This is a genomic window from Escherichia sp. MOD1-EC6475 (assembly GCF_003046645.1).
Taxonomy (GTDB): domain Bacteria; phylum Pseudomonadota; class Gammaproteobacteria; order Enterobacterales; family Enterobacteriaceae; genus Escherichia; species Escherichia ruysiae.
The window spans coordinates 29,107-48,845 of the sequence record NZ_PZKQ01000015.1 but is presented as its reverse complement, the minus strand read 5'-3'; the positions used below and the strand labels follow the sequence as shown (position 1 = coordinate 48,845).

The 19,739-nt window shown below is 51.8% G+C and carries 21 protein-coding genes; 12 read left to right on the top strand and 9 right to left on the bottom strand.

Annotated features, from left to right (window positions below):
- Positions 1–2: 2 nt before the first annotated feature.
- Complete coding sequence (amiA, locus tag A7589_RS05000; RefSeq protein WP_000102901.1) at positions 3–872, bottom strand: N-acetylmuramoyl-L-alanine amidase AmiA; 870 nt, start codon at positions 870–872, stop codon at positions 3–5.
- A gap of 213 nt (positions 873–1,085) precedes the next feature.
- Between amiA and A7589_RS04995 the strand changes: the two genes are divergently transcribed.
- From A7589_RS04995 to yfeX, 4 genes are all read left to right on the top strand, one after another.
- Positions 1,086–1,511 carry a GNAT family acetyltransferase gene (locus A7589_RS04995; protein ID WP_000406000.1) on the top strand — a complete coding sequence of 142 codons (426 nt, stop codon included), beginning with the start codon at positions 1,086–1,088 and terminating at the stop codon, positions 1,509–1,511.
- Positions 1,498–1,947: a DUF2919 domain-containing protein gene (locus tag A7589_RS04990; protein ID WP_010356932.1), complete on the top strand. Its 450-nt coding sequence runs from the start codon at positions 1,498–1,500 to the stop codon at positions 1,945–1,947. The genes A7589_RS04995 and A7589_RS04990 overlap by 14 nt, the downstream gene beginning before the upstream one ends.
- Before the next feature lie 206 nt (positions 1,948–2,153).
- Positions 2,154–2,729 carry an RpoE-regulated lipoprotein gene (locus tag A7589_RS04985; RefSeq protein ID WP_000838931.1) on the top strand — a complete coding sequence of 192 codons (576 nt, stop codon included), beginning with the start codon at positions 2,154–2,156 and terminating at the stop codon, positions 2,727–2,729.
- A 95-nt stretch (positions 2,730–2,824) separates the two neighbouring features.
- A complete protein-coding gene (gene yfeX, locus A7589_RS04980; RefSeq protein WP_010356930.1) occupies positions 2,825–3,724 on the top strand; it encodes a porphyrinogen peroxidase in 900 nt (299 codons plus the stop codon).
- A 146-nt stretch (positions 3,725–3,870) separates the two neighbouring features.
- Here the strand turns inward: yfeX and murP are convergent, their stop codons facing one another.
- Positions 3,871–5,295, bottom strand: coding sequence for a PTS N-acetylmuramic acid transporter subunit IIBC (murP, locus tag A7589_RS04975; protein ID WP_001040440.1), 1,425 nt, complete (start codon positions 5,293–5,295; stop codon positions 3,871–3,873).
- A gap of 3 nt (positions 5,296–5,298) precedes the next feature.
- A complete protein-coding gene (murQ, locus tag A7589_RS04970; RefSeq protein WP_001175639.1) occupies positions 5,299–6,195 on the bottom strand; it encodes an N-acetylmuramic acid 6-phosphate etherase in 897 nt (298 codons plus the stop codon).
- 229 nt (positions 6,196–6,424) lie between these two features.
- On the opposite strand from murQ, the gene ucpA reads away from it, so the two are divergent.
- The 6 genes from ucpA (at position 6,425) to cysM (ending at position 12,230) form a co-directional block, all read left to right on the top strand.
- Positions 6,425–7,216 carry an SDR family oxidoreductase UcpA gene (gene ucpA, locus A7589_RS04965; protein WP_000517452.1) on the top strand — a complete coding sequence of 264 codons (792 nt, stop codon included), beginning with the start codon at positions 6,425–6,427 and terminating at the stop codon, positions 7,214–7,216.
- A 157-nt stretch (positions 7,217–7,373) separates the two neighbouring features.
- Entirely contained in the window at positions 7,374–8,390 is a 1,017-nt protein-coding gene (gene cysP / locus A7589_RS04960; protein ID WP_000290250.1) for a thiosulfate/sulfate ABC transporter substrate-binding protein CysP, read from the top strand.
- Positions 8,390–9,223, top strand: coding sequence for a sulfate/thiosulfate ABC transporter permease CysT (gene cysT / locus A7589_RS04955; protein ID WP_000458423.1), 834 nt, complete (start codon positions 8,390–8,392; stop codon positions 9,221–9,223). The genes cysP and cysT overlap by 1 nt, the downstream gene beginning before the upstream one ends.
- Positions 9,223–10,098 (top strand): sulfate/thiosulfate ABC transporter permease CysW, encoded by an 876-nt coding sequence (gene cysW, locus A7589_RS04950; RefSeq protein WP_000852697.1) that lies wholly within the window; start codon positions 9,223–9,225, stop codon positions 10,096–10,098. Before cysT ends, cysW begins: the two co-directional genes overlap by 1 nt.
- Positions 10,088–11,185 (top strand): sulfate/thiosulfate ABC transporter ATP-binding protein CysA, encoded by a 1,098-nt coding sequence (gene cysA / locus A7589_RS04945; RefSeq protein WP_000021085.1) that lies wholly within the window; start codon positions 10,088–10,090, stop codon positions 11,183–11,185. The genes cysW and cysA overlap by 11 nt, the downstream gene beginning before the upstream one ends.
- Before the next feature lie 133 nt (positions 11,186–11,318).
- On the top strand, positions 11,319–12,230 hold the full coding sequence (gene cysM, locus A7589_RS04940) for a cysteine synthase B (protein ID WP_001297645.1): 912 nt from the start codon (positions 11,319–11,321) through the stop codon (positions 12,228–12,230).
- Between the two features lie 2 nt (positions 12,231–12,232).
- On the opposite strand, the gene A7589_RS04935 is transcribed toward cysM, so the two are convergent.
- Positions 12,233–12,601, bottom strand: coding sequence for a YfeK family protein (locus A7589_RS04935; protein ID WP_000719936.1), 369 nt, complete (start codon positions 12,599–12,601; stop codon positions 12,233–12,235).
- A 104-nt stretch (positions 12,602–12,705) separates the two neighbouring features.
- Here A7589_RS04935 and pdxK point away from each other — a divergent pair, with 104 nt between their 5' ends.
- Positions 12,706–13,557: a pyridoxine/pyridoxal/pyridoxamine kinase gene (gene pdxK / locus A7589_RS04930; RefSeq protein WP_000096630.1), complete on the top strand. Its 852-nt coding sequence runs from the start codon at positions 12,706–12,708 to the stop codon at positions 13,555–13,557.
- A gap of 42 nt (positions 13,558–13,599) precedes the next feature.
- On the opposite strand, the gene crr is transcribed toward pdxK, so the two are convergent.
- From crr to cysZ, 5 genes are all read right to left on the bottom strand, one after another.
- Complete coding sequence (gene crr, locus A7589_RS04925; protein ID WP_000522247.1) at positions 13,600–14,109, bottom strand: PTS glucose transporter subunit IIA; 510 nt, start codon at positions 14,107–14,109, stop codon at positions 13,600–13,602.
- Positions 14,110–14,149: 40 nt separating this feature from the next.
- Positions 14,150–15,877, bottom strand: coding sequence for a phosphoenolpyruvate-protein phosphotransferase PtsI (gene ptsI / locus A7589_RS04920; protein ID WP_000623129.1), 1,728 nt, complete (start codon positions 15,875–15,877; stop codon positions 14,150–14,152).
- Positions 15,878–15,921: 44 nt separating this feature from the next.
- Entirely contained in the window at positions 15,922–16,179 is a 258-nt protein-coding gene (gene ptsH / locus A7589_RS04915; RefSeq protein WP_000487600.1) for a phosphocarrier protein Hpr, read from the bottom strand.
- Between the two features lie 383 nt (positions 16,180–16,562).
- Positions 16,563–17,534: a cysteine synthase A gene (gene cysK / locus A7589_RS04905; protein WP_000034402.1), complete on the bottom strand. Its 972-nt coding sequence runs from the start codon at positions 17,532–17,534 to the stop codon at positions 16,563–16,565.
- Positions 17,535–17,717: 183 nt separating this feature from the next.
- Complete coding sequence (cysZ, locus tag A7589_RS04900) at positions 17,718–18,479, bottom strand: sulfate transporter CysZ (RefSeq protein WP_000255355.1); 762 nt, start codon at positions 18,477–18,479, stop codon at positions 17,718–17,720.
- Between the two features lie 229 nt (positions 18,480–18,708).
- On the opposite strand from cysZ, the gene zipA reads away from it, so the two are divergent.
- Positions 18,709–19,701, top strand: coding sequence for a cell division protein ZipA (gene zipA, locus A7589_RS04895; protein ID WP_105282679.1), 993 nt, complete (start codon positions 18,709–18,711; stop codon positions 19,699–19,701).
- Positions 19,702–19,739: the final 38 nt, after the last annotated feature.

The window sequence follows — 19,739 nt, the reverse complement described above, 5'->3', positions numbered from 1 at the left end:
ACTTACCGCTTTTTCGAGTGTGCTTTCTGGTTGTCAAACCAGTGGAAATAACTGATCACGCCTTCGGCAATGGCAGAGGCAATTTTCTGACGAAACGCCGCCGTGCCTAACAGTCGCTCTTCTTCCGGGTTGGTGATAAACGAAGTTTCCACCAGCACTGAAGGAACCGACGGCGATTTCAACACCACAAATGCGGCTTGTTCGGTGTTGCGGCTGTGAAGTTTATGCACCGGCTTAATCTTCTTCAGAATATGCGAGCCAAGCGTCAGGCTGTTTTTAATGGTATCTGTTTGCACCAGATCAAACAGCACTTGTTGCAATAGATGATCCCTGTCAGTCGCTTTTTTCCCGGCGACTTCATCGGCACGGTTTTCGCGTTCCGACAAATATTTTGCCATCGCACTACTTGCGCCACGGTTAGAGAGGGCAAAGACTGATGCACCAGCGGCTTTTGGGTTGGTAAAGCCGTCGGCGTGAATTGACATAAACAGATCCGCGCCATGTTTATGGGCGATTTCAACGCGATCGTACAGTGGGATAAACGTATCGCCAGAACGCGTTAAACGCGCATCAATGCCATGATTGCGCAAAATGGAACGGACGTTTTTAGCAATCGCCAGCACCACGTGTTTTTCTTTCGAACCGTTGCGACCGATCGCTCCGGTATCAATCCCGCCGTGGCCTGGATCGAGAACAACGACACGTTTGCCGCCAGCTTTTTTGGCTTTTGGCTTGCTATGTCCGTTACTGGTTTTTAAAGGTTCTTCTTTAGCGATGGCTTGCGACATGCCTGACAACGTCAGGGCAGCCAATCCGGCTTTCAGCACCTGGCGGCGCGAAGTGAGTGTTTTTAGTGGTTTAAAAGTGCTCATACGGCCTGAGTTGTAATAATAAAGTTCCAGATGTTATATCGTATCGCGTAATCCGTTACGACCGTTTGCTGTTGAGAATTGTTTTACTTTTCATTTCAATAGTTGACAACTCCCCATTATGCCACTTTTTCAACCGATTTTCGTCAGATATTGGCTAATTCAACCGTTCACGCCATAATCACCCTTTTAACCCGCAAAAAGGTAACGAATACCATGGAGATACGCGTATTTCGCCAGGAAGATTTCGAAGAGGTCATCACCCTTTGGGAGCGTTGCGACTTGCTGCGTCCGTGGAATGATCCGGAAATGGACATCGAGCGCAAGATGAACCATGACGTCAGTTTGTTTCTGGTCGCTGAGGTGAACGGTGAAGTGGTCGGAACGGTGATGGGGGGTTATGACGGGCATCGCGGATCTGCTTATTATCTTGGCGTGCATCCAGAGTTTCGCGGGCGTGGGATTGCCAATGCGCTGCTTAATCGACTGGAGAAAAAGCTGATTGCTCGTGGTTGCCCGAAAATTCAGATCAACGTGCCGGAAGATAACGACATGGTGCTTGGAATGTATGAACGTCTGGGATATGAACACGCCGATGTGCTGAGTCTGGGTAAGCGTTTGATTGAAGATGAAGAGTACTGAGTTTCATCCTGTCCATTATGATGCGCACGGACGCCTGCGTTTACCTTTTCTCTTCTGGATTGTGCTTTTGCTACAGGCGCGAACCTGGGTACTGTTTGTGATTGCCGGTGCATCGCGCGAGCAGGGTACTGCGCTGCTGAATCTGTTTTATCCCGATCACGATAATTTCTGGCTGGGGTTGATTCCCGGCATTCCGGCGGTGCTGGCGTTTTTGCTGAGTGGTCGGCGGGCTACGTTTCCCCGTATCTGGCATGTGCTCTATTTTCTGTTGCTGTTGGCGCAGTTCGTTTTGCTTTGCTGGCAACCGTGGCTGTGGCTGAACGGTGAATCTGTTAGCGGTATCGGTCTGGCGCTGGTGGTGGCAGATATTGTGGCGTTAATCTGGCTTTTGACCAATCGACGCTTACGTGCCTGTTTTAATGAAGAAAAAGAATAGCGCAGAGGCGCGCTTTGTTTATGCCGGATGCGGCGTGAACGGCTTATTCAGCCTACAAATTTTCGCAAATTCAATACATTGCAGGAAAAAACAGGCCTGATAAGCGTAGCGCATCAGGCAATTCTGTGTTTGCCATCAGCTTCTAACGGCACTTTTTTGCAAATTTGCACTCCAAGCAACGTTATTGAATAACCAAAGGAAGTGACATGAAATCGCTGCGTTTATTGTTATGCGCTATGCCGTTGATGCTGACCGGCTGTTCCACCATGTCGTCAGTTAACTGGTCTGCCGCTAACCCGTGGAACTGGTTTGGGTCGTCCACCAAAGTGAGCGAGCAGGGGGTGGGTGAATTAACGGCGTCTACGCCGCTACAAGAACAAGCCATTGCCGATGCGCTTGATGGTGATTATCGCCTGCGCAGCGGAATGAAAACTGCGAACGGTAATGTTGTGCGCTTTTTCGAAGTAATGAAAGGCGACAACGTGGCGATGGTGATTAATGGCGATCAGGGCACAATCAGCCGCATTGATGTGCTTGATAGCGATATTCCTGCTGACACGGGTGTTAAAATCGGAACACCGTTTAGCGACCTTTACAGCAAAGCATTTGGCAATTGCCAAAAAGCCGACGGTGATGATAATCGTGCTGTGGAATGTAAAGCCGAAGGCAGCCAACATATTAGCTACCAGTTCAGCGGTGAGTGGAGTGGTCCTGAAGGGTTAATGCCTTCAGACGATACCCTGAAAAACTGGAAAGTCAGTAAAATTATCTGGCGGCGTTAATTTGCGTCTGAACAAACCGCCGCCGCAAAAAAACACGTAAGATAGCGCCCAACAATGCCACGGATTGCGTGGCATTCTTATTTTCAGGAGGAACAATGTCTCAGGTTCAGAGTGGCATTTTGCCAGAACATTGCCGCGCAGCGATTTGGATTGAAGCCAACGTTAAAGGGGAAGTTGATGCCCTGCGTGCGGCCAGTAAAACCTTTGCCGATAAACTGGCAACCTTTGAAGCAAAATTCCCGGATGCGCATCTCGGCGCGGTGGTTGCCTTTGGCAACAACACCTGGCGTGCTCTGAGCGGCGGCGTGGGTGCCGAAGAGCTGAAAGATTTTCCGGGTTACGGTAAAGGTCTTGCGCCAACGACCCAGTTTGATGTGTTGATCCACATTCTTTCTCTGCGTCATGACGTAAACTTCTCTGTCGCCCAGGCGGCGATGGAAGCCTTTGGTGACTGCATTGAAGTGAAAGAGGAGATCCACGGCTTCCGTTGGGTTGAGGAACGTGACCTGAGCGGCTTTGTTGACGGTACAGAAAACCCTGCGGGTGAAGAGACGCGTCGCGAAGTGGCGGTTATCAAAGACGGCGTGGATGCAGGCGGTAGTTACGTGTTTGTACAGCGTTGGGAACATAACCTGAAGCAGCTTAACCGTATGAGCGTTCATGATCAGGAGATGATGATCGGTCGTACCAAAGAGGCCAACGAAGAGATCGACGGCGACGAACGCCCGGAAACTTCTCACCTGACCCGCGTTGATCTGAAAGAAGACGGCAAAGGGCTGAAGATTGTTCGCCAGAGCTTGCCATACGGCACCGCCAGCGGCACGCACGGGTTGTACTTCTGCGCTTACTGCGCACGTCTGCACAACATTGAGCAGCAGCTGCTGAGCATGTTTGGCGATAGCGATGGCAAACGTGACGCAATGTTACGTTTCACCAAACCGGTCACTGGCGGCTATTACTTCGCGCCGTCGCTGGACAAACTGATGGCGCTGTAAGTTTTACTCACGCACCTGTAGCGTCTTGCCGGAGCGGCGTAAATGCTTTATTCGGCTTGTATGATCGTTCAAATTCAATAAATTGCAGTTAACCTGCAGGCCCGATAAGCGTAGCGTATCGGGCTGTTTTGTTTCTAAGTTACGGCTTAGTCCAGATTGACGTTACGGCAGCCAAAGAGCGTGGTGAAAATGAACCCGCTAATCCATGCCACCAGGATCCCGCCAGCGTAAACCGCCATTGCCGGAAGGATACCTTGTGCCGAAGTCATCAGCGGCAACGCCACCAGGCCAGACGGTCCAAAGGCGCTGTTTAAACCCATCGGCAGACCCCACCATGCGACCAACCCGATAAACAATCCACCCGCCGCGCCGCCTAAACAAGCGGTAACAAACGGTTTCATGCGGGGCAGGGTTACACCGTAAATCAACGGTTCACCCACGCCCAGCAAACCAGGAATAATCGCCCCGCGCACCTGGCTGCGTAAGGCACTGTGCGGCTGCGCGCGCCAGTAAAGCGCCAGTGCCGCACCCACCTGACCCGCGCCTGCCATTGAAAGGATCGGGAATAGACTGTTGAAACCCTGGCTGTCCATTAAGGCAAGATAAACGGGAATAAAGCCCTGATGCACGCCAAACACCACGGCAATCAGGAACAGCCCGGCAAGTACAGCACAACCAAGTGGATTACTGTTCAGATGCATAAACAGCCAGGACATGCCTTCGAATAACCAGCCTCCCAGCGGCATAATCACCAGATATGCCAGCGTGGCGGTGATCAGCAGAGTGATTAACGAGGTTAGCAGCATGTCGAGATCGTCCGGCATAAATTGACGCACCATACCTTCAATGCGGGCGCAGACCCAGGCGGCAATCAGTACGCCGATAATATTGCCGCGCGGATCGATAGGCAGGCCGAAGAAATCGTGAAAACCAGCGTAGTAACCGGTGGTGGCTGCTGGGTTATAACCGAGCAGAAAGAGTGCGGCGATAATTGCGCCATTTACGCCCGTGCCGCCGAAGGCCTGGGCGGCGTTATAGCCCACCAGAATCACCAGGAAGGTGAATAAACCTTTGCTGAATACCTTCATAAAATTCAGTGCGTCGGGCAGCGTTCCCTGGGCATCTGCCGGAACGTGCATCACCGTAGCAATTAACGTCGCAATCCCCAGCAACAGACCGGCGGCAATAAATCCGGGAATTAGCGGCGTAAAGATAGTGGCGAATTTGGCGAGAAATTGCTGCACGCCAGAGGTTTGTCTGGCTTTTAACTGACGTTTGTTCTGAGCGGCGATTTCTGCGGCATCCTGCACAGGTGTTTCACCCAACAACTCGCTCATTGCTTTTGCAGCACGATGCGCTTTGCCGGACCCAAATACCACCTGTACTTGATCGCTGGTCAAAATGACACCCTTCACCCCTTCCAGCGTTTTGATATCAGGATCAACCAGTGAACTGTCATGTACACCGAGACGCAGACGCGTCATACAGTGACCACAACTGGCGATATTTCCCGCGCCGCCGACGCGGGTAAGAATGGTGTTCAGAAGCTCACTGCTGATCTCTTTAGCCATAGGTTATTCCTTTTCCAGAGCCTTACGAATAAAACCCCCATGCTGCGCCAGGCGTTTTTTCGCTTCTGCGGCATCGAGATTTTTCAAGACCATTACAATCGCTGTTTTGCAGTGGCGATCGCAGGCAATTAGCGCCGCTTCCGCCTGTTCCGCGCTACATCCGGTCGCGTTTTTGACAATATTGACCTGGCGCACGTGTAGTTTTTCATTGGTGGCGACCACATCGACCATCAGGTTGCCGAACACTTTTCCTGACTTAATCATCAGCCCGGTGGAGAGCATGTTGAGCACCAGTTTCTGCGCCGTACCTGCTTTCATCCGCGAAGAACCGGTAACCACTTCAGCCCCGACGACTGGCGTAATAGCAAACTCTGCGGTTGTTGAAACAGCACTACCGGGATTACAGGAAATACCGACCGTGCGGCAGCCCAACTGGCGAGCGTATTCCAGCCCGGCAATCACATACGGCGTACGACCACTGGCAGCAATACCGACAACCACATCCTGCGCCGTTAAAGCAATATTTTTCAGATCGTTGACGCCGCCTTCCCGGCTGTCTTCCGCGCCTTCCACCGCGTGCTGAATGGCATATTCGCCGCCAGCAATCAAACCAACCACCAGACCAGGTTTCACGCCGTAGGTTGGGGGGCACTCGCTGGCATCCAGAATCCCCAGCCGACCGGAAGTCCCGGCACCGAGATAAATCAGACGACCGCCACCGCTGACCTGGGCGTGGATGACATCAATCGCCGCTGCGATATCCGGCAGTACTCGCTCAACGGCCAATGGAACGGTTTTATCTTCATCATTGATAATTCGGCACATTTCCAGCGTCGATACGCGGTCGATTTCAGCCGAGGCGCTGTTCGAACCTTCAGTAATCATTTTTTCAAGTTGCATATACAATCACCTTAAATATTTGCCTTCGAATAATTTCATATGGAGTGAATCATATCTCCCTGCCTGATTATGTACAGCAGGGAATGCATACAATGACAGAGTTGTGGTTATGGGAGATTTTACTTAAGATTTTCCTGAATTTAGATCCACTCCTCAGCATTGATCTGTTATTCAGGTATGGTAGGGACAATAGAGCGTAATGCTCTGTATTCAAAAGGAGAAACTTGAAATGGGTAAACTCACGGGCAAGACAGCACTGATTACGGGCGCATCGCAAGGCATTGGTGAAGGAATTGCCAGAACCTTTGCGCGTCATGGCGCAAACCTAATCTTGCTGGATATCTCCCCTGAGATTGAAAAGCTGGCGGATGAGCTGTGTGGTCGTGGTCATCGCTGTACGGCGGTAATTGCTGATGTACGCGACCCGGCGTCAGTTACGGCAGCGATCAAGCGCGCGAAGGAAAAAGAAGGGCGCATTGATATTCTGGTGAATAACGCAGGTGTTTGCCGTCTGGGTAGTTTTCTTGAAATGAGCGATGACGATCGCGATTTCCATATTGATATCAATATTAAAGGCGTGTGGAACGTCACGAAGGCTGTGCTGCCGGAGATGATTGCCCGCAAAGATGGTCGCATTGTGATGATGTCTTCGGTCACTGGCGATATGGTGGCCGATGCGGGTGAAACAGCGTATGCCTTAACAAAAGCGGCGATTGTTGGCCTGACTAAATCGCTGGCGGTGGAGTACGCGCAGTCTGGTATTCGCGTAAACGCCATCTGCCCTGGATACGTTCGCACGCCAATGGCGGAAAGCATTGCCCGCCAGTCAAATCCGCAAGATCCGGAATCGGTACTGACTGAAATGGCGAAAGCAATCCCGCTGCGTCGCCTCGCCGATCCGCTGGAAGTCGGCGAGCTGGCGGCCTTCCTCGCGTCGGATGAATCAAGTTATTTAACCGGTACACAGAATGTGATCGATGGTGGCAGCACACTGCCGGAGACAGTCAGCGTCGGCATCTGATTCACCTCTGTTTCCTCCCTGCATGTGTAGGGAGGATTTCGTCTTATTCCCTTTTCAACTTCCAAATCACCAAACGGTATATAAAACCGTTACTCCTTTCATGCCCGTTATAAATATGATGGCTATTAGAAAGTCATTAAATATATAAGGGTGCGCAATGGCCGTTAACTTACTGAAAAAGAACTCTCTCGCGCTGGTCGCTTCTCTGCTGCTGGCTGGTCACGTGCAGGCAACGGAACTGCTGAACAGTTCTTATGACGTCTCCCGCGAGCTGTTTGCCGCCCTGAATACCCCGTTTGAACAGCAGTGGGCAAAAGATAACGCTGGCGACAAACTGACGATTAAACAATCTCATGCCGGGTCATCAAAACAGGCGCTGGCAATTTTGCAGGGCTTGAAAGCAGACGTTGTCACTTATAACCAGGTGACTGACGTGCAGATCCTGCACGATAAAGGCAAGCTGATCCCGGCCGACTGGCAGTCGCGTTTGCCGAATAACAGTTCGCCGTTCTACTCCACGATGGGATTCCTGGTGCGTAAGGGCAACCCGAAGAATATCCACGACTGGAACGATTTGGTTCGCTCCGACGTGAAGCTAATTTTCCCGAATCCGAAAACCTCCGGTAACGCGCGTTACACCTACCTTGCAGCATGGGGCGCAGCGGATAAAGCCGACGGTGGCGATAAAGCCAAAACCGAACAGTTTATGACCCAGTTCCTGAAGAACGTCGAAGTGTTCGATACCGGAGGTCGTGGCGCGACCACCACCTTTGCCGAGCGCGGTCTGGGCGATGTGCTGATCAGCTTCGAATCGGAAGTGAACAACATCCGTAAGCAGTATGAAGCGCAGGGCTTTGAAGTGGTGATTCCGAAAACCAACATTCTGGCGGAATTCCCGGTGGCGTGGGTGGATAAAAACGTGCAGGCCAACGGCACGGAAAAAGCAGCAAAGGCCTATCTGAACTGGCTCTACAGCCCGCAGGCGCAAACCATCATCACCGACTACTACTATCGCGTAAATAACCCGGAAGTCATGGACAAACTGAAAGATAAATTCCCGCAGACCGAGCTGTTCCGCGTGGAAGATAAATTTGGCTCCTGGCCGGAAGTGATGAAAACCCACTTCACCAGCGGCGGCGAGTTAGACAAGCTGTTAGCGGCGGGGCGTAACTGATGTTTGCCGTCTCCTCCAGACGCGTGCTGCCGGGCTTTACCTTAAGCCTCGGCACCAGTCTGCTGTTTGTCTGCCTGATTTTGCTGCTGCCGCTCTCCGCGCTGGTGATGCAGCTTTCTGAGATGAGCTGGGCGCAGTACTGGGAGGTGGTCACCAACCCGCAGGTGGTCGCGGCCTACAAAGTAACGTTGCTGTCGGCGTTTGTGGCGTCGATTTTTAACGGTGTTTTCGGTCTGCTGATGGCGTGGATCTTAACCCGCTACCGCTTTCCGGGGCGCACTCTGCTTGATGCACTGATGGATTTACCCTTTGCGCTACCGACGGCGGTCGCGGGTTTAACGCTGGCCTCGCTCTTTTCCGTGAACGGCTTTTACGGCGAGTGGCTGGCAAAATCTGATATCAAAGTCACCTACACCTGGCTTGGGATTGCGGTGGCGATGGCCTTTACCAGCATCCCGTTTGTGGTGCGCACGGTGCAGCCAGTGCTTGAAGAGTTAGGCCCGGAATATGAAGAAGCGGCGGAAACGCTCGGCGCAACGCGCTGGCAGAGTTTCTGCAAAGTGGTGCTGCCGGAACTTTCTCCGGCGCTGGTGGCGGGCGTGGCGCTGTCGTTTACCCGCAGTCTTGGTGAGTTTGGCGCGGTGATTTTTATCGCCGGGAACATCGCCTGGAAGACGGAAGTGACGTCGCTGATGATTTTTGTGCGGTTACAGGAGTTTGATTACCCAGCGGCGAGCGCGATTGCCTCGGTGATCCTCGCGGCATCACTGCTGCTGCTGTTCTCAATTAACACTCTGCAAAGTCGCTTTGGTCGGCGTGTGGTAGGTCATTAATGGCGGAAGTGACACAGTTGAAGCGTTATGACGCGCGCCCGATTAACTGGGGCAAATGGTTTCTGATTGGCACCGGGATGCTGGTTTCGGCGTTCATCCTGCTGGTGCCGATGATTTATATCTTCGTGCAGGCGTTCAGCAAAGGGCTGATGCCGGTATTACAGAATCTGGCCGATCCGGACATGCTGCACGCCATCTGGCTGACGGTGATGATTGCGCTGATTGCCGTGCCGGTAAACCTGGTGTTCGGCGTTCTGCTGGCCTGGCTGGTGACGCGTTTTGATTTTCCGGGACGTCAGTTGCTGCTGACGCTGCTGGACATCCCGTTTGCGGTGTCGCCGGTGGTTGCTGGTCTGGTTTATCTGCTGTTCTACGGTTCCAACGGCCCGCTGGGCGGTTGGCTCGACGAGCATAACCTGCAAATTATGTTCTCCTGGCCGGGAATGGTACTGGTGACGATTTTCGTCACCTGCCCGTTTGTGGTACGCGAATTGGTGCCGGTGATGTTAAGCCAGGGCAGTCAGGAGGACGAAGCGGCGATTTTGCTTGGTGCGTCCGGCTGGCAGATGTTCCGGCGCGTCACGCTGCCGAATATTCGCTGGGCGCTGCTTTACGGCGTGGTGCTGACCAACGCCCGCGCAATTGGCGAGTTTGGCGCGGTATCGGTGGTTTCCGGCTCGATTCGCGGCGAAACCCTGTCGCTGCCGTTACAAATTGAATTGCTGGAGCAGGACTATAACGCAGTCGGCTCCTTTACCGCTGCGGCGTTATTGACGCTGATGGCGATTATCACCCTGTTTTTGAAGAGTATGTTGCAATGGCGCCTGGAGAATCAGGAAAAACGCGCGCAACAGGAGGAACACCATGAGCATTGAGATTGCCAGGATTAAGAAGTCTTTTGGTCGCACCCAGGTGCTGAACGATATCTCACTGGATATTCCTTCAGGTCAGATGGTCGCGCTGCTGGGGCCGTCCGGTTCCGGGAAAACCACGCTGCTGCGTATTATTGCCGGGCTGGAACATCAAACCAGCGGGCATATCCGCTTCCACGGCACCGACGTCAGCCGCTTGCACGCGCGCGATCGTAAAGTCGGTTTTGTGTTCCAGCATTACGCGTTGTTCCGCCATATGACCGTGTTCGACAACATCGCCTTTGGCCTGACGGTGCTGCCGCGTCGTGAGCGCCCGAATGCGGCAGCCATCAAAGCGAAGGTGACAAAATTGCTGGAAATGGTTCAGCTTGCGCATCTGGCGGATCGTTATCCGGCGCAGCTTTCCGGCGGTCAGAAGCAGCGTGTGGCACTGGCGCGCGCACTTGCCGTTGAACCGCAAATTCTGCTGCTCGATGAACCGTTTGGCGCGCTGGATGCGCAGGTGCGTAAAGAGCTACGTCGCTGGCTGCGTCAACTGCATGAAGAATTGAAATTCACCAGCGTATTCGTCACCCACGACCAGGAAGAGGCGATGGAAGTCGCCAACCGCGTGGTGGTGATGAGCCAGGGCAATATCGAACAGGCCGATGAGCCGGATCAGGTATGGCGCGAACCTGCGACCCGTTTTGTGCTCGAATTTATGGGCGAAGTGAACCGCCTGCAGGGAACCATTCGCGGCGGGCAGTTCCACGTTGGCGCACATCGCTGGCCGCTGGGATATACGCCTGCGTATCAGGGGCCGGTGGATCTCTTCCTGCGCCCGTGGGAAGTGGATATCAGCCGCCGTACCAGCCTCGATTCGCCACTGCCGGTACAGGTACTGGAAGCCAGCCCGAAAGGCCACTACACCCAATTAGTGGTGCAGCCGCTGGGATGGTATGACGACCCGCTAACTGTGGTTATGCGTGGTGACGATGCTCCGCAGCGCGGCGATCGTTTGTTCGTCGGGCTGCAACATGCGCGGCTGTATAACGGCGACGAGCGTATTGAAACCCGCGATGAGGAACTTGCTCTCGCACAAAGCGCCTGATAGGTTGAGTGAATGTTAAACGCCCGGAGGCGCTTCCCGCGATCCGGGCTTTTTAATGGCAAGGTTTGTAACCTGTAGGCCTGATAAGACGCGCAAGCGTCGCATCAGGCAACACCACGTATGGACAGTGATCGTGAGTACATTAGAACAAACAATTGGCAATACGCCTCTGGTGAAATTACAGCGAATGGGGCCGGATAACGGCAGTGAAGTCTGGTTAAAGCTGGAAGGTAATAATCCGGCAGGTTCGGTGAAAGATCGCGCGGCACTATCGATGATTGTCGAGGCGGAAAAACGCGGAGAAATTAAACCGGGCGATGTGTTAATTGAAGCCACCAGCGGTAACACCGGCATTGCGCTGGCAATGATCGCCGCGCTAAAAGGCTATCGCATGAAATTGCTGATGCCTGACAATATGAGCCAGGAACGCCGAGCGGCGATGCGTGCCTACGGTGCGGAGCTGATTCTTGTCACCAAAGAACAGGGCATGGAAGGTGCGCGCGATCTGGCGCTGGAAATGGCGAACCGGGGCGAAGGCAAGTTGCTTGATCAGTTCAACAACCCCGATAACCCCTACGCCCATTACACCACCACCGGGCCGGAAATCTGGCAGCAGACCGGTGGGCGCATTACCCATTTTGTTTCCAGCATGGGGACAACCGGCACCATTACCGGTGTGTCACGGTTTATGCGTGAACAATCCAAACCGGTGACCATTGTTGGCCTGCAGCCAGAAGAGGGCAGCAGTATTCCGGGGATTCGCCGCTGGCCAGCGGAATATCTGCCGGGGATTTTCAACGCCTCGCTGGTGGATGAGGTGCTGGATATTCATCAGCGCGATGCGGAAAACACCATGCGCGAACTGGCGGTGCGGGAAGGTATTTTCTGCGGTGTTAGCTCCGGCGGTGCCGTTGCAGGCGCGCTACGCGTGGCAAAAGCCAACCCTGGTGCGGTGGTGGTAGCGATCATCTGCGATCGTGGCGATCGCTACCTTTCCACTGGCGTATTTGGCGAAGAACACTTTAGCCAGGGGGCGGGGATTTGAGTTTATTGCGCAGGCACTGTTTTATCCGTCTGGGCAATTAACGTATGTAAAAAAGGTTGCGCGTTTTCATCGCTCTTACCAGGGATCTTCACAATGTAAGGCTTTCCGGTAATCGATGATGACGAGGCAACCTTATCAATAAATTGCTCGGCAGTATCAATGCGATTACGGGTATTGCCCAGCTTCAGACGCAGATGGGAAACCGCTTCATCGCAGGTGTGTTCATCGCCGTTGCGTACAAATATCAAATCCTTTTTCTGTGCTAATCCCTCGAGCATGGCGTTGATGCGGGCTTCTTCATGGGCTGTTAACTTCGCGTAAGCGGGGAGTGCCATTAACAGCGTAATGACCAGACAAATGATTTTCTTCATTGAATTACCTTATCCTTGTTTTGTGTTAGCCGATTTGACTGCCAGAATCAGGTAAAGTTTCGGTTGGAATACGATGGGGATCATCGGCAAGGAGAAAAAACTAAATGAGTAGTTTGTTGTTGTTTAACGATAAGAGCAGGGCGCTGCAGGCGGATATTGTCGCCGTGCAGTCGCAGGTAGTGTACGGCAGCGTAGGCAACAGCATCGCCGTGCCTGCGATTAAACAGAACGGCCTGAATGTCTTTGCCGTGCCGACCGTGTTGCTGAGCAATACGCCGCATTATGACACATTCTATGGTGGTGCGATTCCGGACGAATGGTTTAGTGGCTATTTGCGTGCGCTTCAGGAGCGTGATGCGCTGCGCCAACTTCGCGCTGTTACCACGGGCTATATGGGGACGGCATCGCAAATCAAAATCCTTGCTGAATGGCTGGCAGCCTTACGCGAAGAGCATCCTGACTTGCTGATTATGGTTGATCCGGTGATTGGCGATATTGATAGCGGTATTTACGTCAAAGCTGATCTTCCCGATGCGTATCGGCAATATTTACTGCCGCTGGCGCAGGGGATTACGCCAAATATCTTTGAGCTGGAAATCCTGACCGGTAAAAATTGTCGTGACCTCGACAGCGCCATTGCTGCTGCAAAAAGCCTGCTTTCAGAGACATTAAAATGGGTGGTGGTTACCAGCGCCTCCGGTAATGAAGAACATCAGGAGATGCAGGTGGTGGTGGTCAGTGCCGACAGCGTGAATGTCATTTCCCATTCACGGGTAAAAACCGACCTGAAAGGTACTGGCGATCTGTTTTGCGCCCAGCTTATTAGTGGATTACTGAAAGGGAAGGCGTTAACCGACGCAGTACATAGCGCGGGCTTACGTGTGCTGGAGGTAATGCGTTATACCCAGCAGCATGAGAGCGATGAATTGATTTTGCCGCTGCTGTTAGAAGCATAAAAAAATGGCGCCGATGGGCGCCATTTTTCATTGCGGCAAGAATTACTTCTTGATGCGGATAACCGGGGTTTCACCCACAGTTACGCTACCGGACAGTTTGATCAGTTCTTTGATTTCGTCCATGTTGGAGATAACAACCGGAGTCAGGGTAGACTTGGCTTTCTCTTCCAGCAGCGGCAGATCGAATTCAATAACCGTATCGCCAACTTTCACGCGCTGACCTTCTTCAGCAATACGCTTGAAGCCTTCGCCTTTCAGTTCAACGGTGTCGATACCGAAGTGGACGAACAGCTCAACGCCGCTATCGGATTCGATAGAGAACGCGTGGTTGGTTTCAAAGATTTTACCAATGGTGCCGTCAACCGGAGCGACCATTTTGTTACCAGTCGGTTTGATAGCAATGCCATCACCAACGATTTTTTCCGCAAAAACGACATCCGGCACGTCTTCGATATTGACGATCTCGCCAGAGAGCGGAGCAATGATCTCAATAGTTCCGGTATCCTTTTTGTCATCGGAAACCAGAGATTTCAGTTTATCGAACAAACCCATGATCTTCTCCTAAGCAGTAAATTGGGCCGCATCTCGTGGATTAGCAGATTGTTTTTTCTTCAATGAACTTGTTAACCAGCGTCATTAACTCGTCCGTTGTCGGTTGAGCAAGAGCCTGCTCTGCTAACACCTTCGCATCTTCGAAGTTCGTGTTACGGATAATCTTCTTAATGCGCGGGATAGAAATGGCGCTCATAGAGAATTCGTCCAGACCCATCCCCAGCAACAGAAGTGTAGCACGTTCATCGCCAGCAAGCTCACCACACATGCCAGTCCATTTGCCTTCAGCATGAGAAGCATCAATAACTTGCTTGATCAAGTTCAGCACGGACGGTGACATTGGCTGGTAAAGGTGTGAAATCATATCATTACCACGGTCAACTGCCAGAGTGTACTGCGTTAAATCATTGGTGCCGATACTAAAGAAATCAACTTCTTTGGCTAAATGACGCGCAATTGTTGCGGCAGCCGGTGTTTCCACCATCACGCCAATTTCAATTGATTCGTCAAACGCTTTACCTTCGTCGCGCAGTTCCTGTTTGTAGATTTCGATCTCTTTGCGCAGAGCGCGTACTTCTTCGACAGAGATGATCATCGGGAACATGATGCGCAATTTACCGAAAGCAGAGGCACGCAGGATAGCGCGGAGCTGATCGCGCAGGATCTCTTTGCGATCCATCGCGATACGGATAGCACGCCAGCCGAGGAACGGGTTCTCTTCTTTCGGGAAGTTCATGTACGGCAGCTCTTTGTCGCCGCCAATGTCCATGGTACGAACGATAACAGCCTGCGAACCACACGCTTCAGCCACTGCTTTATAGGCAGCAAACTGTTCTTCTTCTGTTGGCAGCGCGTCGCGGTCCATGAACAAGAATTCGGTACGATACAGACCAACGCCTTCAGCGCCGTTACGTTCTGCACCTTCAACATCACGAACAGTACCGATGTTAGCGCACACTTCTACCTGGTGACCGTCCAGCGTAATAGCCGGGAGATCTTTCAGTTTAGCAAGCTCTGCTTTTTCAGAAGCAACTTGCTCCTGAACAGCGCGCAATTTATCGATAACTTCGTTGGTTGGATTGACGTAAACCTGATTATTTACGGCATCCAGAATCAGATAGTCGTCATTTTTCACCTGCGAAGTGACGCTACCAGTACCCACGATGGCCGGCAACTCCAGAGAGCGCGCCATAATAGAAGTGTGGGAAGTACGGCCACCTGCGTCGGTGATGAAACCCAGTACCTTCTTCAGGTTCAACTGTGCGGTTTCGGACGGTGTCAGGTCAGCGGCAACCAGAATGACTTCATCCTGAATGGCGCTCAGATCGATAATCTTCAGACCCAGGATATTGCGCAGCAGGCGCTTACCGATATCACGCACGTCAGCCGCACGCTCTTTCAGGTATTCATCATCCAGTTCTTCCAGGGCAGAAGCCTGACCTTCAATAACTTCATGGGCAGCTGCGTCAGCCGTCATGTGCTTATCTTTAATCAGGGCTATGATTTCCTGCTCCAGCTCCTCATCTTCGAGCAGCATAATATGCCCTTCAAAGATGGCTTCTTTTTCTTCACCGAACGTTTCACCAGCTTTCGTTTTGATCGTTTCCAGCTGGGCTGATGCCTTGGCACGACCGCTCAGAAAACGTTCAACTTCCTGATCAACCTGGTCGGCAGAAATTTTTTTCCGGTCAATGACGATTTCGTCTTCTTTCAGAAGCAGAGCTTTACCGAAAGCGATACCCGGGGATGCTAAAATGCCTGAAATCATAACCCTACCTTACTTGTGACTGATTTTTAAAAGAACCCGGAAAATTACTCGAGTTCCGCCATCAGTTTAACCAGATGTTCAACCGCTTTCTGCTCGTCTTCGCCTTCAGCGGAGATAGTCACAACGGTCCCTTGAGTCAGGCCCAGAGTCTGCAGTTTAAACAGGCTTTTTGCGCTGGCGCTTTTGCCGTTGGAAGTCACAGTAATTTCAGAAGTGAAGCCCTTAGCTTCTTTTACAAACTGGGCAGCAGGGCGGGTGTGCAGACCGTTCGGAGCGGTAATGGTAACTTCTTGCTGGAACATTGTATTTCCCCAACTTATAGGTTTAGTGTTGTGGAACTAAAGTCTAGCCTGGCGGTTTGACTTTAGCCTGTATTGTTAGCGCCAGTTTTTAACAGACGCGACGCACGAAGTGTTCTGTACAGTCCATTGCTGGCGGGTATTGACCGCTGACGTTTCGTTCATCATTAAACATTATGCCGCTAAAGGAAGAATTGAACCAAATCATAAAATCGATTCAGCTAAGGCTTTTCCTGTAACGATTAATTTCGCGCATCAAAATAATTAGTCAGGTTAAATACCAGTTCCGACAGGCTGAATCAATGCCAGGAGAGGCTAAAATTTGAAGTAGGCCACAAAAAAGCACCTGAAAAGGTGCTTTTTTACGCATTTTTAACAACCTGGCATTACTGTTGCAATTCTTTTTCGGTAAAGAGATCGGCAAATAATGCGGTGCTTAAATAACGCTCACCCGATGATGGCAGAATAACCACAATATTCTTATTGGTAAAGCTTTCATCTTCTTGTAGTTTCAACGCCGCAGCAACCGCCGCGCCGGAAGAGATTCCGGCAAGAATGCCTTCTTCTTCCATTAAACGACGTGCAGTAGAGATAGCTTCTTCATTGGTGATGCCAATAACTTTATCGACCAGTTTGAGATCAAGGTTCGCCGGGATAAAGCCAGCGCCGATGCCCTGGATTTTATGCGGGCCGGGTTTGATTTCTTCACCTGCCAGCGCCTGGGCGATGACGGGAGAATCGGTTGGCTCAACGGCGACAGAGATGAGATCAGTCTTGCCTTTGGTGCCTTTAATGTAACGGCTAACGCCCGTCAGCGTGCCGCCAGTCCCGACGCCTGCGATAAAGACATCAACCTGCCCATCGGTATCTTCCCAGATTTCCGGGCCGGTGGTTTTTTCATGAATTTCCGGGTTGGCCGGATTGCTGAATTGTTGCAGCAGCAGGTATTTCTCTGGGTTACTGGCGACAATTTCTTCTGCTTTTTGAATCGCGCCTTTCATGCCTTTCGCGCCTTCAGTCAGTACCAGGTTTGCGCCCAGGGCTTTCAGCAGTTTGCGACGTTCAATACTCATTGTCTCTGGCATGGTCAGAGTGAGTTTATAACCGCGAGCGGCTGCCACATAAGCCAGAGCAATACCTGTGTTGCCGCTGGTGGGTTCAACCAGTTCAACGCCGGGTTTCAGCACGCCGCGTTTTTCGGCATCCCAAATCATATTGGCACCGATACGGCACTTAACGCTGAAGCTGGGGTTACGAGATTCCACCTTCGCCAGAATACGTCCGTTACCGATGCGATTCAGGCGAACCAGCGGTGTGTGACCGATAGTCAGCGAGTTATCTTCAAAAATCTTACTCATGGCCTGTCCTTAACTGTATGAAATTGGGATACAACAGGTAGCATACCCGCTCAGAGAATATGCGGAAGTAAGGATTTAGCATATCTATATGCAGAAGGGAAATAATGGCTTGCAAGATGGAATAAGGGTGGCATAAGCCACCCCTGTTTCATACAAAAAGTTTACAAAACAACCGGAAAATTGTTACCGCCATAATGCATGTTTAGCGCGATAGCAATCGACCCACATCGCTGTCGCGCCACAGACGGCCACCGGCATGATGAACAGGTTGAGCACCGGGATCATCGTGAACAGACTCGTTAATGCGCCAAACTGCATATTGGTGATTTTGCGCGTGCGCAGGGCAGTGCGCATTTCTTTGAACGGCACTTTGTGGTTGTCGAACGGATAGTCGCAGTACTGAATGGCTAACATCCAGGCGCTGAACAGGAACCACAACACTGGCGCGACGGTTTGCCCGATGCCCGGGATGAAGTAGAGGATCAGCAATACGATGGCGCGTGGCAAATACCACGCAAATTTTTGCCATTCACGTTTCATAATTCGCGGCACATCTTTCATGATGCCAAAAATTCCGGTATCCGGCGGCGTAGCGCCTGTCAGCCTTGCTTCCAGCTGTTCAGCCAATAAACCGTTAAATGGCGCGGCAATCCAGTTCGCAATAGTTGAGAAAAAATAACCAAAAATCAGTAGCACGGAGAGAACCGCGACAGGCCACAGCAAATAGCTTAACCATTGCAGCCAGTCAGGCACGTGGCTCATTAATGATGGGATCCAGACATCCAGTTGGGTAAAGAGCCACCAGAATGCACTTCCCATCAACAAAATATTGACTAACAGAGGTAAAATGACAAAACGCCGAATCCCGGGTTGCGAGACGAGCTTCCAGCCTTGCGCAAAATAGTAAAAACCGCTGCGTGGGGAAGATGTGTATGTTGAAACCATAATCAGGAGATGCTCCTTTTGACCAATCCCAGGAAAATTCTGCGTATTTTACCGACTAATTGCGCAATGGACAGTTAGGATATGTTCGAAAAAACAGCAAAAAGCACGATTTCATCTATCTTTGTGCTGTGAAAGTTAAGAGTGCACTTGCACTCGAGGTAATCGGCAAATACTCTTAGTGAGTAAATGTTTGCCGTGGTGGCAAGGTGTTAGAACAACAGAGAATATAATGATGCAGGATTTGCGTCTGATATTAATCATTGTTGGCGCGATCGCCATAATCGCTTTACTGGTACATGGTTTCTGGACCAGCCGTAAAGAACGATCTTCTATGTTCCGCGATCGGCCATTAAAACGAATGAAGTCAAAACGTGACGACGATTCTTATGACGAGGATGTCGAAGATGATGAGGGCGTTGGTGAGGTTCGTGTTCACCGCGTAAATCATGCCCCGGCTAACGCCCAGGAGCATGAGGCTGCTCGTCCGTCGCCGCAACACCAGTACCAACCGCCTTATGCGTCTGCGCAGCCGCGTCAACCGGTTCAGCAGCCGCCTGAAACGCAGGTATCGCCGCAACATGCTCCGCATTCAGCGCAGCCGGTTCAGCAACCGCAGCCAGTTCAGCAGCCGGCCTACCAGCCGCAGCCTGAACAGCCAGTTGTTTCGCAAGTACCGCCAGCTCCACAACCGACGCAGCCAGCGCCCCAACCAGCGCAGCAGGCTTTCCAGGTTGCAGAACCCGTAGCGGCACCGCAGCCTGAACCTGTAAATGAACCGGCGCCTGTCATGGATAAGCCGAAACGCAAAGAAGCGGTGATCATTATGAACGTTGCGGCGCATCACGGTAGCGAGCTTAATGGTGAACTGCTTCTTAACAGCATTCAGCAGGCGGGCTTTATCTTTGGCGATATGAATATTTACCATCGTCATCTTAGCCCGGACGGCAGTGGCCCTGCGTTATTCAGCCTGGCGAATATGGTGAAACCGGGAACATTCGATCCTGAAATGAAGGATTTCACCACTCCTGGCGTCACTATCTTTATGCAGGTTCCGTCTTATGGTGATGAACTGCAAAACTTCAAGCTGATGCTGCAATCTGCGCAGCATATCGCTGATGAAGTCGGTGGTGTGGTTCTTGACGATCAGCGCCGTATGATGACTCCGCAGAAACTGCGCGAGTATCAGGACATCATCCGCGAAGTGAAAGACGCTAACGCCTGATACACTTAAGGCAAATTAACTCTTCTTCGAACCCCCGC

Coding starts and splice junctions, on each gene's coding strand:
- amiA (WP_000102901.1), bottom strand. CDS start 872: ATGAGCACTTTTAAACCACTAAAAACACTCACTTCGCGCCGCCAGGTG.
- A7589_RS04995 (WP_000406000.1), top strand. CDS start 1,086: ATGGAGATACGCGTATTTCGCCAGGAAGATTTCGAAGAGGTCATCACC.
- A7589_RS04990 (WP_010356932.1), top strand. CDS start 1,498: ATGAAGAGTACTGAGTTTCATCCTGTCCATTATGATGCGCACGGACGC.
- A7589_RS04985 (WP_000838931.1), top strand. CDS start 2,154: ATGAAATCGCTGCGTTTATTGTTATGCGCTATGCCGTTGATGCTGACC.
- yfeX (WP_010356930.1), top strand. CDS start 2,825: ATGTCTCAGGTTCAGAGTGGCATTTTGCCAGAACATTGCCGCGCAGCG.
- murP (WP_001040440.1), bottom strand. CDS start 5,295: ATGGCTAAAGAGATCAGCAGTGAGCTTCTGAACACCATTCTTACCCGC.
- murQ (WP_001175639.1), bottom strand. CDS start 6,195: ATGCAACTTGAAAAAATGATTACTGAAGGTTCGAACAGCGCCTCGGCT.
- ucpA (WP_000517452.1), top strand. CDS start 6,425: ATGGGTAAACTCACGGGCAAGACAGCACTGATTACGGGCGCATCGCAA.
- cysP (WP_000290250.1), top strand. CDS start 7,374: ATGGCCGTTAACTTACTGAAAAAGAACTCTCTCGCGCTGGTCGCTTCT.
- cysT (WP_000458423.1), top strand. CDS start 8,390: ATGTTTGCCGTCTCCTCCAGACGCGTGCTGCCGGGCTTTACCTTAAGC.
- cysW (WP_000852697.1), top strand. CDS start 9,223: ATGGCGGAAGTGACACAGTTGAAGCGTTATGACGCGCGCCCGATTAAC.
- cysA (WP_000021085.1), top strand. CDS start 10,088: ATGAGCATTGAGATTGCCAGGATTAAGAAGTCTTTTGGTCGCACCCAG.
- A7589_RS04935 (WP_000719936.1), bottom strand. CDS start 12,601: ATGAAGAAAATCATTTGTCTGGTCATTACGCTGTTAATGGCACTCCCC.
- pdxK (WP_000096630.1), top strand. CDS start 12,706: ATGAGTAGTTTGTTGTTGTTTAACGATAAGAGCAGGGCGCTGCAGGCG.
- crr (WP_000522247.1), bottom strand. CDS start 14,109: ATGGGTTTGTTCGATAAACTGAAATCTCTGGTTTCCGATGACAAAAAG.
- ptsI (WP_000623129.1), bottom strand. CDS start 15,877: ATGATTTCAGGCATTTTAGCATCCCCGGGTATCGCTTTCGGTAAAGCT.
- ptsH (WP_000487600.1), bottom strand. CDS start 16,179: ATGTTCCAGCAAGAAGTTACCATTACCGCTCCGAACGGTCTGCACACC.
- cysK (WP_000034402.1), bottom strand. CDS start 17,534: ATGAGTAAGATTTTTGAAGATAACTCGCTGACTATCGGTCACACACCG.
- cysZ (WP_000255355.1), bottom strand. CDS start 18,479: ATGGTTTCAACATACACATCTTCCCCACGCAGCGGTTTTTACTATTTT.
- zipA (WP_105282679.1), top strand. CDS start 18,709: ATGATGCAGGATTTGCGTCTGATATTAATCATTGTTGGCGCGATCGCC.